Origin of the sequence: Intestinibaculum porci (genome assembly GCF_003925875.1) — a bacterium.
Lineage (GTDB): Bacteria > Bacillota_I > Bacilli_A > Erysipelotrichales > Coprobacillaceae > Intestinibaculum > Intestinibaculum porci.
This window is the reverse complement of record NZ_AP019309.1, coordinates 1074282-1087149: the sequence shown is the minus strand read 5'-3', so window position 1 is coordinate 1087149 and position 12868 is coordinate 1074282. Positions and strand designations below refer to the sequence as shown.

Sequence of the window (12868 nt, the reverse complement as noted above, 5' to 3'; positions counted from 1 at the left end):
CAAAAAGACATACTCACGCATGCCTTTCGTTTGTTGTCGTCTTCTCTCACTTATATTAAAGAAAGATCAGTTCTCTTTTTTATCGAATTTTAGTTTAAAAAGTGAAAAACTTTATAAAAATCACCTTTCTCTCCACTTATACAAATAATGTTCTATAGCTAAAAGGACTCATCTTGCGACAAGTCCTATATACATATTATCCCCTATTTAATTTGATCTTCAGCTTTTCAAATTTCTGACGCTGCTTTTCCACTTTCGCTAATGTTAATTTTGGAAAAGCTTCAAGTACTTCTTCATCACTCTTACCATTCGCAAAAGAAACATAGATTTCGCTCATTTCTTCTACGCCAACATCATAACCTTCTTTACGGCCTTCAGCACGACCTTCTTTGAGGCCTACTTTTCGACCTTTTTCTCGACCTTCAGCCATGCCTTCAGCCCACGCCTGCTCTCTTACCTCTTTTTCGGCGTCTTCAAGCATCATTGGCTTCATACTATTGAAAATATATCGGCTCCATGATTCCATATTCTCCATCTCCTTTCTCATCTTCTCATCGTAATGAAATCCTCTTGCCTTCAGTATAGCATCTTTTTCTTTGTAATCAATTGTCACTGAGAAAATTGTGGATAAAACCGCAATAAGATCCAGCTTCTCACTTTTAATGGCATCAATGCGCGGCTTGCGAATATCATAAAGATTGACAATAATTGACGTTGGACATTTTCTTAAGCCGCGGCGTTTCACATATTTCTGATGCTGTGGATCAAAACGCGCTTGTGCACTCACCATAATGATGCCTTCATCTTTATGAGGCGGTGCCATATTGATCCAGATGACAAACAGCTTATCCATTCTATTCTTTTTAAAACGACTCTGTGCCAGCACCGCCGTGCAGTACTGCACATTTCTCAGTTCCATGTAATAATCATTCGTACTCTGCATTTCGATATCCACAAGCAGTGCCCTTTGTTTGCCTTTATTAAAGGCAAATAAAGTATCAAGAATACACTTGTTTTTGCCAATGAACAGTTCTGTGCTTTGCATTTGAACCTGAGGACTGAAATTTTTGACATTATTTTGGATTGGTGCCAAATAGGCTTTGAGCTGTCCTTCATCCATTTCTTTGAAATCTTCAACTAGACTGCCTAAGATCAATGATAACACATCGACATTCTTAATAATCTTTTTTGCATTGGCATCAAGATAGTTGAACATTGCCTGTTCCTGACCTTGCTTTTTAGGTTTCATATATCTTCTCCTTTCGAGAAAATCATTCAATAGTACTATCATTTTTCTTTCTCTATATACTTAAAGACCTTTTACCCTGCAAATCTCACAAGAATCTGACAAAAAATGGAAGAAATTTTATAGAAAAGGAGTTTATTTCATTCAATTTAGACAAAGCGATGACAAATGACTAAAAAGACCTGCTGGGGAAGCAGGTCTTCGTGATGTCTATTATTATGATTGACATCTTTGTTTACATTTTAGGGAAGGGAAATTTATATGTTTGCTTGTTGTCAGTCTCCTGACAGGACTTAATATATCAATCTTATGTGAAGTGAAAATGAACACATCATTTTTTTAAACAAAGGACTTACCCTTAAGGCAAGTCCCTTTTAAGAAATGATTTCATTTAATATTTAGAAAGCTGATGATCCTCTTCATAGCTTTCACGTGCATCTTTCACAAATTCAGCGGTGACATCAGGAAGAGCCTTAAGAATCTCTTCATCACTCATGCCTTTCGCTAACAGATGATTCACTTTCTTAATTAACATTACGCCTTCTAAGCGGCCTTCTGAGCGACATTCTTCACGTACTTCTTCGTAAGCTTTTTCACGTACTTCTTCGTAAGCTTTTTCACGTACTTCTCTTTTGATCTCTTCTGCAATATCATCTCTCATGCTTTCAAAAATACCTTTGCTCCAAGATTCCATATCTTTCATCTCCTGTTCATCTTTTTCATCAATTGTAAATCCTCTTTCTTTCAGTATAGCACCTTTCTTTTTGTGATCAATCTTTGTCGAAAAAATTGTGGATAAAATCGCAATAATATCCTCCTTTTCACTTCTGATTTCTGCTTCGCGCTCTTTTCTGATGTCATAAAGATTAACCAGAACAACTGTTGGACACGCCTTCAAAGCTTCTCTTGGACAATAGACATCATGAACGCGATCGTAAAGAAGCGGTGGATTCACTAAGATCGTGCCTTCTTCATGTTTCGCTGGGGCCATATTGATCCAGATCATAATCACCTTCGCCAATTCATTTTCCACAAAATGGGTTTTCGCTAAGATTGCGGTGATATACTGCGTTGAACGAATTTCTACGAATCGTTCTTTGGTGCTTTGCAGTTCTACATCTACAAACATCTTCGGTTTCTCTTTTCGATTAATCACATAAAGTAAATCAAGAATCCGTTTCTGATCATTATGATCAAGTTCCGGATTACCCTCTCTGATCATCGTACTGAAGTTTTCTAAGCCCTCTTTCACGGGTTTTAATAAAGCCGTTAATGCCTCATCGCTCATGTCTTTGAATTCATCAATCAACGCGCGAAAGATCAGCATCAGAATATTAACGCTATGAAGAATTCTTTTCGCATTGAGATCCAGATAAGCATATTCTGGAAGGTTATTTTCTTCTAATTTTTTCTTTTCATTTGACATAGAATTCCTCCTTTTCATTAGATAACGAATAAGTGTTCATCATGATTTATTCACCTCGCTTTCAATGATGAAGCTTTTTCTTTATCTATATACTTAAAGACCTTTTACCCTGCAGATCTCACAAGAATCTGACAAAAAATGGAAGAAATTTTATAAAAAAGTGATCTATTTCATTCAATTTAGACAAAGAGATGACAAATGACTAAAAAGACCTGCTGGGGAAGCAGGTCTTCGTGATGTCTCTATTATGATTGACATCTTTGTTTACATTTTAGGGAAGGGAAATTTATATGTTTGCTTGTGTCAGTCTCCTGACAAGAGTTAATATACCGATCTTATGTGAAGTGAAAATGAACTTTCATATAAATTTAACAGTGTATTAAAAAAGATCTTCATGAGGAAGATCTTATTTAATAACATAGAAATAAAGTAAAACAAGGATACCGAGAATAATACGATACCAGCCAAATACTTTGAAGTCATGTTTCTTGATATAGCTCATTAAGAACTTAATAATTAACATTGAAGTAACGAAAGCGACGATACAGCCAACGGCTAAGATCGCAGCTTCAGTACTAGTGAAGGCTAAACCGAACTTGGCAATCTTTAATAAGCTGGCCCCAAACATAACCGGAATTGCTAAAAAGAATGTAAACTCAGCAGCCACTGTACGTGATACCCCAATCATTAATGAACCAACAATTGTTGAACCAGAGCGTGAAGTACCTGGGAAGATCGCGGCGATTAACTGGAAGATTCCAATCATTAATGCCGTTTTTGGTGTGATTTCTTCTAATGAATTAATGCGCGGACGCATATTTTTATGATTGTTTTCGACAACGATGAAAGCAACCCCGAAGACAATTAAGGCAATCGCTACACAAACAGGATTATAGAACAATTTTTCGAAGAGTTCATCGAATAAAACACCAACAATAGCAGCTGGTACGCAAGCAATTAAGATCTTGATCCATAAGCGGATAATATCCATATTAACATAACGTTCTGCCCCTTGTTTCTTTTTGTTGTTTCTAAATGGCCAAATCTGATGCCAAAAAATAACAACTACAGCCATGATCGCACCTAACTGAATGACAACTTCAAACATTGAGTAGAAGTTTTTACTTGTCAGTTTTTCTAACGAAATGAACTGATTAAATAAAATCATATGTCCCGTTGAGCTGACTGGCAGCCATTCAGTAATCCCTTCTACGACACCGAAGAGAAAACTTACAAATAATTTCAGTAACATTAAAAATTTCTCCTTTATTAAAGTACCTTGTTACTATAACATCATTTTGATAATAATCAACCTTTTTACAAATCAAATAATGACATTTGCTTTTGTTTATTTAAAACATCTTTCACCGGTGCAAAAGATTTACGATGAATCGGTGTGACACCATATTTTTCTAAAGCTTCTTTATGCGCTTTGGTAGGATAGCCTTTATGTTTTTCAAAGCCATATTCAGGATATTGCTTTGCATAATCAATCATGATATGATCTCGGGTCACTTTAGCGAGAATGGAAGCCGCCCCTATTGATAGCGATTTCGCATCCCCTTTCACAATTGCATCGTGAGGAATCACATCTTTTAAAGGCATTGCATCCGTTAACGCATAATCCGGCTTGATATTAATTTTTTCTACGCAGCGAATCATCCCAGTCTGCGAAGCGCGATAAACATTGAGTTCGTCCACTTCTTCCACGCTGATCACTTCAATATGATAAGCTAGCGCATTTTCAATAATAATATTGTAGAGCGCTTCCCGCTTCTTTGCCGTCAGCTTTTTTGAATCGTTAATTCGCTCATCATAGTAGCCTTGTGGAAAAATCACTCCAGCGACAACCAACGGTCCCGCCATCGGTCCACGACCCGCTTCATCTAAACCGATAATCTTTTGATAGCCCGCTTCATAAGCGGCCTGTTCATAAGCTAATCGTTCACACATGGCGGCATCTCCCAGCTGATTTTGCCAAAGGCCCCATCTTGAAGATCTTTAAAGAAGACATCCATAACGCGTTCATAATCGGTTTCCCCGCGCACTTTCTTGATCGCTCGTACTTTCGCGATTTGATCAAAGACTGGGATCACCCAATCATCTTCTTCATCAAAGCTGACATCATAACGTTTTTTTAAAGCATCAGGATATTGTTTATTTAAGTATTTAACAGCGTAAATAAATAAATCGTCACGCGGTAAGATATCCTGTCTGATCGAGCCGATTAAAGCCACATTACGAGCAATTTCCTCGTCATTGTAACGGGGTGCTAAAACCCCCGGTGTATCAAACAATTCAAAATCCTTTTCAACACGGATAATCTGCTGGGCTTTCGTCACGCCAGGACGATTGCCCGTCACCGCGGCTTTACGCTTCGCTAAGGAATTGATAAAAGTGGATTTACCAACATTGGGAACGCCGATCACCATTGCTCGAATCGCGCGTGGCTTTAAGCCGCGCGATGCTTCTTTTTCCATTTTGTCTTTTAAAATCAGACGACATTTGGCAATAATCTTTTTATATTCATTAAAGTTTTTCATATTAGCAACCATCACGCCATAGCCTTGTTTTTCAAAATACTGACTCCATTTAGCGGTGATTGCGTCATCCGCTAAATCTTTTTTGGTCATCACTAATAATCGTGGTTTGTTTTTGATCAGACGATCAAAGGTGGTATTTTTAGAAGAATAAGGAGCCCGGGCATCGACTAATTCAATGACGATATCAATGAGCTTCATCTTACCTTCGATTTCTCGCTCTGCTTTCGCCATATGTCCCGGATACCATTGAATTTGTGCCATAGTTTCACCTCATTTCTATTGGTTCATTGATTTAATATGGGTAATTGGGAAGAGAATAAAGCCGCCTTTTCCAATAATATCTTTTCGTTCAAAGGGACCAAGTTCACGGGAATCGACCGAATTCAGACGGTTATCCCCCATGCAGAAGTACTGGTTTTCCCCTAAAGTGACCTTAAAATTGTGGGTATAGAGCTTATCTTTCAATCTTGTTTTCTGATAAGTCATCCACGAAGGATCTAAGAAATCTTCTTTGGTATAAGTTCCATTGACATAAAGCTTATCATCCTTATATTCAATTGTTTCACCTGGTAAACCAATAACCCTTTTCACAATCTTTTCATTCAGTTTTTTCGAATTGATGACGACAATATCAAAACGGTGAACATGACGTAATCCCGTCTTAGACACAAAGGCAAAATCCCCATCATGCAGCGTATTCATCATCGATTCTCCGCTAACAACTACTGGCAGAATCAGTACATACAAAGAAAAGCCAAATAACAGCAGCGGTGCTAAGATCAAGATTCTTTTCTTTCTTTTGGCAGCTTTTAAAGCTTTTTCTGTATCCATTTCATTCTCCTTAAGAAAACAAAAAGATGGGGAATCCCCCATCCTCTTCTTATTTACGTAATTCTTTGATTCTTGCAGCTTTACCTGATAAACCACGTAAGTAATGTAATTTAGCTCTACGTACTTTACCGACTCTAGCTACTTCGATATGATCGATAATTGGTGAATGTACTGGGAACACACGTTCAACACCAACACCGTAAGAGATCTTTCTTACTGTGAAAGTTTCGCTGATGCCAGAACCTTTTCTTGCGATGCAGACACCTTCGAATAACTGAACACGTGATTTATTACCTTCCTGAATAGTTACGTATACTTTTAAAGTATCACCTGGTTTGAATGTTGGAACATCACTTCTTAACTGATCTTTAGTGATTTCATCAACTAACTGTAAGTTCATTAATTTTTCCTCCGTATATATCAAATTTTGTCTTCGAAGTTCATAACTTTTTCAGCCAGCGGAGCTCCTGCGGTCTTACGACTTGACTATTGTAGCATTTATCTTTATGCAATGCAATTCTTTTTTTATTTTTCTAACTCTGCCTGAATTTCTTCCATCAGCTTTGCTTCTTCTTTCGTAAAAGCACGATCACGAAGCAGATCCGGACGACGTAAATAGGTTCGCTTTAAAGACTGCTTCAAACGCCATTTACGAATATTCTCATGATGACCGCTTAATAAGACCTCCGGCACTTTCGCGCCATCATATTCTGCTGGCTTAGTGTACTGGGGATATTCTAATAAGCCATCGGAGAATGAGTCATCTTCATGCGATGCTTCGCGAATCGCCCCATGTAATAATCTGGTGACTGCATCCGTGATCACCATCGATGACAATTCCCCGCCCGTTAAGACATAATCACCAATCGAAATTTCCATATCGACATAGTCACGAATACGTTCATCAAAACCTTCATAGTGCCCACAAATGATAATTAAATGTTTTTCATTCGTGAGGTCTACTGCCATTTTTTGAGAGAAGGTCTGCCCTTGCGGAGACATCAGAATAACAAGTGCATCCTTGTCAACAACCGTTTTCAAGCAATCTAGTAATGGCTGACACATGAGAACCATCCCCTGACCGCCGCCATAGGGCGTATCATCAACGCTTTTATGACGATCATGGGCAAATTCACGGAAATCATGGACATGAATTTCGACAACACCTTTTTCAATGGCTCTTTTAATAATAGACGTATGCAGGAAACCCTCAAACATTTCGGGAAAGAGCGATAAAATATCAATCTTCATCATCGACAAATCCTTTAATAAGTGCGACATCAATACGTTTATGTTCGATATCTTTATTTTTCACAAAGGCATCCACATAGGGGATCAAGACTCTTTTCCCGTTATGTTCCACAACTAAAAGATCCTGATAGGTATTGTCATACATATCTTTGACAACGCCAAAAAGCGTTCCATGATTGTAGACTTCACACCCCATTAAATCTGATACCCAGACTTCCCCTTCATCAAGTAAAGAGTCATCTTTTAAAGCATATAACTCATGCATCCGAAATGCCTCGATCAGATTAATATCCTGCATACCTTCAAAACTGATCAGATCATAGCCTTTATGAACGCGATGTGAGGCAATAACAAGACTTTGATCGCCGCGTTTTTCACGTAAATAAACAATGGCCCCGACTTTAAAACGTTCATCGGGAAAGTCGGTCATCGCATCAACCTTAACCTCTCCCTTAATGCCAAAAGGTTTAATAATTTTACCTACTAATACTTTTTCTTCCATATTCACCTCTATAAAAAAAGGATGTCTCAGACATCCTTATTCTCCGTAAGATTCAAACTTAATATCTAAACGTTTATGATCATCATGCTGACCAATAGACATCAGACGACGAATAGAATTCGCCATCACACCTTTACGGCCAATCAGTTTAGAAATATCATTCTTAGATGCGTACACATATAAGGTGATCGTGTCTTCATCAAGGGAAGGCATTTCACGTACTTCTAACTGATCTTTATCATTCACTAATTCACGAGTAATGTCTAATAAAGTTTTGACGTAGTCCATGACTATTTAGCCTTCTTAGCTTCAGCGAATTCTTTGATGATTCCTTCTTTAGATAAGATATTTCTTACTGTATCTGATGGCTGAGCACCATTTGATAACCATTTCATGATTTCGTCATGTTTTAAAGTGACTTTAGCTGGGTTCTGTCTTGGATCATAAGTACCTAACTGTTCGATGAAACGACCATCTCTTGGGAATCTAGAATCTGCTGCTACGATTCTGTAGAAAGGTGATTTCTTAGCACCCATTCTTTTTAATCTTAATTTAACTGCCATATGTATATCCTCCAATAGTTTTATTTTTTTTGACTTGTCCATCATATCATATTTAAATTCCCTGTCAAGGTTTTTTACTTAACAGTTTTACTTTTCCCCTAAAGCTGATAACTGCAAGTCAATATCATAGAGGGTCTGCATGGTCTTAAGACGCTTATCCATCAGCTTTTCATAACGATCAATCACCGCCTGCTGATGCTCTAAAGAAGGGACAGAAATCTCTACTTCTTCAAGTTTACGCTTAGTATAAGCCCCCTGCATCTTTACCGCAATTTGTCCCTGGCTGCTATTCAGGAATATCGCTAAATAATCTGGCAAAAGCTTCGCCGATGTCATTTTGAGAATAAACAGTTTTTCATCCGCCACGTAGTAATGCGTATCATCATGAAGACAGGCAGCTTTCACTTCTTCACTATTGACACTTAATACCACATCACATTCATCAACAGTATATCGATAAGAAATCAGACAGTAATCCTTTTTTAACTGATCTTCATAAATCATCCCCTGATCAAAGTCGGTCGCTGTCAGTTTAAAACAAGCCTCTTTTCCTGGTAAGAGATCGATGGGTTTGATCACCATACAAAGATCTCTCAATTTTGTAGGATGAATAAGATGCAGTCTTGCTTTATAAAGATAGGTAAGGACATCAAAGCTGTAATCATTCTCCTGTATTGTTTTGTTTTTCACCGCTAAGCTGTCATTCATCATCACTTTAATAGCATCAAGATCTAACACACTTTGACGGTGTTTCGTTTTCTTGCCTTTACGGGCATCCACAACGCGAATGACATCACTGCGACTAAAGCGAAGCAGCTGATAGCCGCGTGAGGTCCATTTCCAGGTTCCTTTCGGCATCGCCATAATTCCTGAAAGCAAATGCTGATCGACGATTTCCTGACGTAAGTTCACGGTCTCCGCTTTACTTCCAAAGCTATCATCACTCACGCAAATGGCAACACCTTGCTCACTTAAACTATTGATAGCTTTAATCATTGCGCCATAACCAGGCATATCTGACTGTAAATAACGATGGCCTAAAACTGGCTGACTGCTGTTCATCTGCCAAGGATAATTGACAAAAATAAAATCATAAGTTTCTTCCCGTATATCTTTAAGAAAATCACTGCCTAAGATGACAACATTCATATCTTCAAGATAAAAACTCATCCGTGCAACTAATAAATCATCATTATTCAGATCATAGCCAAAAAACTGTAAATCAGGATGATGTTCATGTAAAGTAATGAGAAAACGACCCTGGCCAATATTGACATCTAACACTTTTTCATCTTCATGAAAGCTTTCTGTATCACTGACTAGCCGGCAAAGATTGGGTTCAGTAATTAAACGATAATCTTTTTCCCCTAAAACAAGCTGATCATAGAGTTCCCAGTAACACGACAATAACTCATTTTCATGATAACTATGAAATAAATGATAAATATCTACGAGACTGCGGCGCATCGCTGGATCGTTGACATTACGGGTATACATATATGCATCCTGAATGAGACTACGCAGATGCTCTTCATAAATCACCTCTAGCAGACGGCTTAAGTCAAAAGAATCAGTAGGCGATAAATCTTGCTGTTTTTCACAGTAGACAATAAAAGCAATACATAATAAGCGATCGCGACGTTCTTCCTGGGAAAGAGAGCCGCCTAATTTTCGTTCTAATTCCTGAATTTCCATAAATTTCACCTGCTTTCATTATAACATGAAAACTAAAAGATAGGAGTAATCCCCCTATCTTTGCTTATCTTTTCTTCTTTTTCTTATGACGCACTTTCTTATGTGGGCCACCTGCTGGGTTAAAGTTACTACGCTGTGGCTTTTGCGTCATCATGCCCGTTGTCGGATCAATATTAGAGAGCTGTTTCATCATTTTCTTAGACTGCTCAAACTGTTTTAATAAACGGTTGACATCAGCGACACTCTTACCTGACCCCTTGGCAATTCTTTCGCGACGTTTCATGTTGATGATTTCCGGATGCTGACGTTCTTCTAACGTCATAGAGAGAATCATGGATTCTGTTTCTTTTAAACGATCATTCGCTTCATCATCATCAATTTTTGGCATCTTAGGCATCCCCGGCAGCATTTTCAAAATCCCTGAAAGAGGGCCCATTTTCTTGAGCTGTTTCATCTGCACGAGCATATCATCCAAGCCAAAAGTGCCGCGCTGCATCTTATTGAAAGCTTTCATGCTTTCTTTTTCATCATAGACATCCTGTACTTTTTCAACTAAGGAAACAACGTCCCCCATCCCTAAAATACGTTCAGCCATACGATCTGGATAGAATAAATCAATCTGATCTAATTTTTCACCCGTCCCGATATATTTAATTGGAACATGGGTTAAGTAACGAATTGAGATTGCACCCCCACCACGTGAGTCACCATCTAACTTCGTTAACACAGCCCCAGTGATACCGAGCTGATCATTAAATGAAGAAGCCACATTAGCAATTTCCTGACCTGCTAATGAGTCAACAACCAAAAGGATTTCATCCGGATGAGCAATATCCTTTAAATGTTTTAACTCTTCCATTAACGGCTGGTCGATCTGTAAACGGCCGGCCGTATCGATTAAGATGACATCATTATGGTTTTCTTTCGCATGATCTAAAGCATCCGTTACGATCTTTTCCGCAGATACGTCAGTGCCTTCTGAGAACACTTCCACATCCACCTGCTGACCAATCGTTTTTAACTGTTCAACGGCTGCTGGACGATAAATATCGGCCGCAACTAATAATGGTTTCTTCCCATCTTTTTCTTTAATACGTTTAGCGATCTTACCAGTTGTCGTGGTTTTCCCTGACCCCTGTAAACCGACCATCATAATAATGGTTGGTTTCTTTGAGAAGTCAACTGTTGATACATCCGTTCCTAACAATTCTACTAATTCATCATGGACGATTTTGACAACCACCTGTCCTGGTTTTAATGAGCCAAGGACATCAGCCCCTAAAGCTTTTTCTTTCGTTTTCGCGATGAAGTCTTTGACCACTTCATAGTTAACATCGGCTTCGAGTAAGGCGAGACGAATCTCTCGCAGCATCTCCTCCATGTTTTGTTCGGTTAATTGCGACTGCCCGGTAACCTTCTTTAAGGTCCCTTGGAGTCTTTCTGACAATGATTCAAATGCCATGGTATTCCCCCTGCTTTATTTCTTTTTTTCTTATAATTCCTTCAACATTTCCAGATAATCTTCAATATCTTTGGTATCTCTCTGGTTTTCTTTTTCAATCTTTTTAATCAGTGCAAGACGCTGTTTATGCTTTTCTAACAGCTTGAGTTTACTTTCGTACTTCTCTAAGGACTTCACTGCGCGTTTAATATTATCATAAATAGCGTTGCGTGACACCCCTAAATCGTTCGCAATTTCCGATAATGAGAGATCTTCCTCATAATAAAGGGTCAGATATTCCTTTTGTTTATCCGTTAATAAATCTTTATAGAGGTCCATCAGTAAGATGACATGCTCTTTCTTTTCGAGAATATCGTCTTCCATATTAGTCCCCCATTAAGTCATGGCATAAGCCATAAATATAGTTTTCCAAATCAAATTCCTGCAGATCATCCATTTTCTCACCTAAACCAATAAATTTCACCGGAATATTGAGCATATCTTTAATTGATAAGACGATCCCGCCTTTCGCCGTACCATCCATTTTCGTTAAGACAATGCCAGTGATATCCGTGATCTTAGAAAATTCCACAGCCTGATTCACACCATTTTGACCCGTTGTCGCATCAATAACTAAAAGTGTTTCCTGAGGTCCATCAGGCACATATTTTTTAATAATGCGGTTCATTTTCTCTAATTCACGCATTAATCCGGTTTTATTTTGCAGACGGCCAGCGGTATCACAAATCAGCACATCAACCCCTGCTTCTTTAGCCTGTTTGACACCATCGTAAATAACACTTGACGGATCGCCGCCTTCCTTGCCTTTGACGCAAGGAATATCCAAACGTTTCGCCCAGACATCTAACTGATCAATCGCCCCGGCACGGAAAGTATCCCCAGCCGCTAACATCACCGAACGGCCTTCTTTTTTCATTTTATTCGCTAATTTCGCAATGGTCGTCGTTTTGCCGGCGCCATTGACGCCGACCATTAAAATAACTGTTAAGCCTTCTTTTGCATAGTTAATTTTCGTGGTCATAATCGAATCATTAGCATAAATGACAAACATCTTATCAATGATAATATCATTGATCTGACGAGGATCTTTGATATTTTCCAGACGAACTTCTTTTTTGATTTCATCAACGATCGTCATCACCATATTGACCCCGACATCGCTCATAATCAGGATATTTTCTAATTCATCAAAATAATCATCGTTGATTTCACGATAACGGGCCGCTAAAGAGTTAATCTTTTCCGAAAAAGACGTCGAAGATTTATCTAATCCCGCTACATATTTTTCATTTTGTTTGGTCGACTTCCCAATAAAAGTCTCTTTAATTTTATTAAATAGTCCCATATAT

Annotated in this window: 15 protein-coding genes; all 15 read right to left on the bottom strand. The window is 38.4% G+C overall.

What is annotated here, in order from left to right:
- Positions 1-196 precede the first annotated feature (196 nt).
- On the bottom strand, positions 197-1249 hold the full coding sequence (locus tag SG0102_RS05305; protein ID WP_125119000.1) for a FliH/SctL family protein: 1053 nt from the start codon (positions 1247-1249) through the stop codon (positions 197-199).
- Positions 1250-1637: 388 nt separating this feature from the next.
- Complete coding sequence (locus SG0102_RS05300; protein WP_125118999.1) at positions 1638-2672, bottom strand: DUF433 domain-containing protein; 1035 nt, start codon at positions 2670-2672, stop codon at positions 1638-1640.
- A gap of 406 nt (positions 2673-3078) precedes the next feature.
- On the bottom strand, positions 3079-3924 hold the full coding sequence (locus SG0102_RS05295) for an undecaprenyl-diphosphate phosphatase (protein WP_125118998.1): 846 nt from the start codon (positions 3922-3924) through the stop codon (positions 3079-3081).
- A gap of 65 nt (positions 3925-3989) precedes the next feature.
- Positions 3990-4625 (bottom strand): ribonuclease HII, encoded by a 636-nt coding sequence (locus SG0102_RS05290; protein WP_125118997.1) that lies wholly within the window; start codon positions 4623-4625, stop codon positions 3990-3992.
- Positions 4610-5476 (bottom strand): ribosome biogenesis GTPase YlqF, encoded by an 867-nt coding sequence (gene ylqF, locus SG0102_RS05285; RefSeq protein WP_125118996.1) that lies wholly within the window; start codon positions 5474-5476, stop codon positions 4610-4612. Before ylqF ends, SG0102_RS05290 begins: the two co-directional genes overlap by 16 nt.
- Before the next feature lie 15 nt (positions 5477-5491).
- Positions 5492-6046: a signal peptidase I gene (gene lepB / locus SG0102_RS05280; protein WP_125118995.1), complete on the bottom strand. Its 555-nt coding sequence runs from the start codon at positions 6044-6046 to the stop codon at positions 5492-5494.
- Positions 6047-6095: 49 nt separating this feature from the next.
- Positions 6096-6446: a 50S ribosomal protein L19 gene (gene rplS, locus SG0102_RS05275; protein WP_125118994.1), complete on the bottom strand. Its 351-nt coding sequence runs from the start codon at positions 6444-6446 to the stop codon at positions 6096-6098.
- A 125-nt stretch (positions 6447-6571) separates the two neighbouring features.
- Entirely contained in the window at positions 6572-7297 is a 726-nt protein-coding gene (gene trmD / locus SG0102_RS05270) for a tRNA (guanosine(37)-N1)-methyltransferase TrmD (protein WP_125118993.1), read from the bottom strand.
- On the bottom strand, positions 7287-7799 hold the full coding sequence (gene rimM, locus SG0102_RS05265) for a ribosome maturation factor RimM (RefSeq protein ID WP_125118992.1): 513 nt from the start codon (positions 7797-7799) through the stop codon (positions 7287-7289). The genes trmD and rimM overlap by 11 nt, the downstream gene beginning before the upstream one ends.
- Positions 7800-7835: 36 nt before the next feature.
- Positions 7836-8087 (bottom strand): KH domain-containing protein, encoded by a 252-nt coding sequence (locus SG0102_RS05260; RefSeq protein WP_125118991.1) that lies wholly within the window; start codon positions 8085-8087, stop codon positions 7836-7838.
- Positions 8088-8089: 2 nt separating this feature from the next.
- On the bottom strand, positions 8090-8362 hold the full coding sequence (gene rpsP, locus SG0102_RS05255; protein ID WP_125118990.1) for a 30S ribosomal protein S16: 273 nt from the start codon (positions 8360-8362) through the stop codon (positions 8090-8092).
- 87 nt (positions 8363-8449) lie between these two features.
- A complete protein-coding gene (locus SG0102_RS05250) occupies positions 8450-10057 on the bottom strand; it encodes an N-6 DNA methylase (RefSeq protein WP_125118989.1) in 1608 nt (535 codons plus the stop codon).
- Between the two features lie 64 nt (positions 10058-10121).
- On the bottom strand, positions 10122-11519 hold the full coding sequence (ffh, locus tag SG0102_RS05245; RefSeq protein WP_125118988.1) for a signal recognition particle protein: 1398 nt from the start codon (positions 11517-11519) through the stop codon (positions 10122-10124).
- A gap of 30 nt (positions 11520-11549) precedes the next feature.
- Positions 11550-11882: a YlxM family DNA-binding protein gene (ylxM, locus tag SG0102_RS05240; RefSeq protein WP_125118987.1), complete on the bottom strand. Its 333-nt coding sequence runs from the start codon at positions 11880-11882 to the stop codon at positions 11550-11552.
- Position 11883: 1 nt separating this feature from the next.
- Complete coding sequence (gene ftsY, locus SG0102_RS05235; RefSeq protein ID WP_125118986.1) at positions 11884-12864, bottom strand: signal recognition particle-docking protein FtsY; 981 nt, start codon at positions 12862-12864, stop codon at positions 11884-11886.
- Between the last annotated feature and the right edge of the window lie 4 nt (positions 12865-12868).

Excerpts from the sequence above, each read along its gene's own strand:
- SG0102_RS05305 (WP_125119000.1), bottom strand. The coding sequence starts at position 1,249 with ATGAAACCTAAAAAGCAAGGTCAGGAACAGGCAATGTTCAACTATCTT.
- SG0102_RS05300 (WP_125118999.1), bottom strand. The coding sequence starts at position 2,672 with ATGTCAAATGAAAAGAAAAAATTAGAAGAAAATAACCTTCCAGAATAT.
- SG0102_RS05295 (WP_125118998.1), bottom strand. The coding sequence starts at position 3,924 with ATGTTACTGAAATTATTTGTAAGTTTTCTCTTCGGTGTCGTAGAAGGG.
- SG0102_RS05290 (WP_125118997.1), bottom strand. The coding sequence starts at position 4,625 with ATGTGTGAACGATTAGCTTATGAACAGGCCGCTTATGAAGCGGGCTAT.
- ylqF (WP_125118996.1), bottom strand. The coding sequence starts at position 5,476 with ATGGCACAAATTCAATGGTATCCGGGACATATGGCGAAAGCAGAGCGA.
- lepB (WP_125118995.1), bottom strand. The coding sequence starts at position 6,046 with ATGGATACAGAAAAAGCTTTAAAAGCTGCCAAAAGAAAGAAAAGAATC.
- rplS (WP_125118994.1), bottom strand. The coding sequence starts at position 6,446 with ATGAACTTACAGTTAGTTGATGAAATCACTAAAGATCAGTTAAGAAGT.
- trmD (WP_125118993.1), bottom strand. The coding sequence starts at position 7,297 with ATGAAGATTGATATTTTATCGCTCTTTCCCGAAATGTTTGAGGGTTTC.
- rimM (WP_125118992.1), bottom strand. The coding sequence starts at position 7,799 with ATGGAAGAAAAAGTATTAGTAGGTAAAATTATTAAACCTTTTGGCATT.
- SG0102_RS05260 (WP_125118991.1), bottom strand. The coding sequence starts at position 8,087 with ATGGACTACGTCAAAACTTTATTAGACATTACTCGTGAATTAGTGAAT.
- rpsP (WP_125118990.1), bottom strand. The coding sequence starts at position 8,362 with ATGGCAGTTAAATTAAGATTAAAAAGAATGGGTGCTAAGAAATCACCT.
- SG0102_RS05250 (WP_125118989.1), bottom strand. The coding sequence starts at position 10,057 with ATGGAAATTCAGGAATTAGAACGAAAATTAGGCGGCTCTCTTTCCCAG.
- ffh (WP_125118988.1), bottom strand. The coding sequence starts at position 11,519 with ATGGCATTTGAATCATTGTCAGAAAGACTCCAAGGGACCTTAAAGAAG.
- ylxM (WP_125118987.1), bottom strand. The coding sequence starts at position 11,882 with ATGGAAGACGATATTCTCGAAAAGAAAGAGCATGTCATCTTACTGATG.
- ftsY (WP_125118986.1), bottom strand. The coding sequence starts at position 12,864 with ATGGGACTATTTAATAAAATTAAAGAGACTTTTATTGGGAAGTCGACC.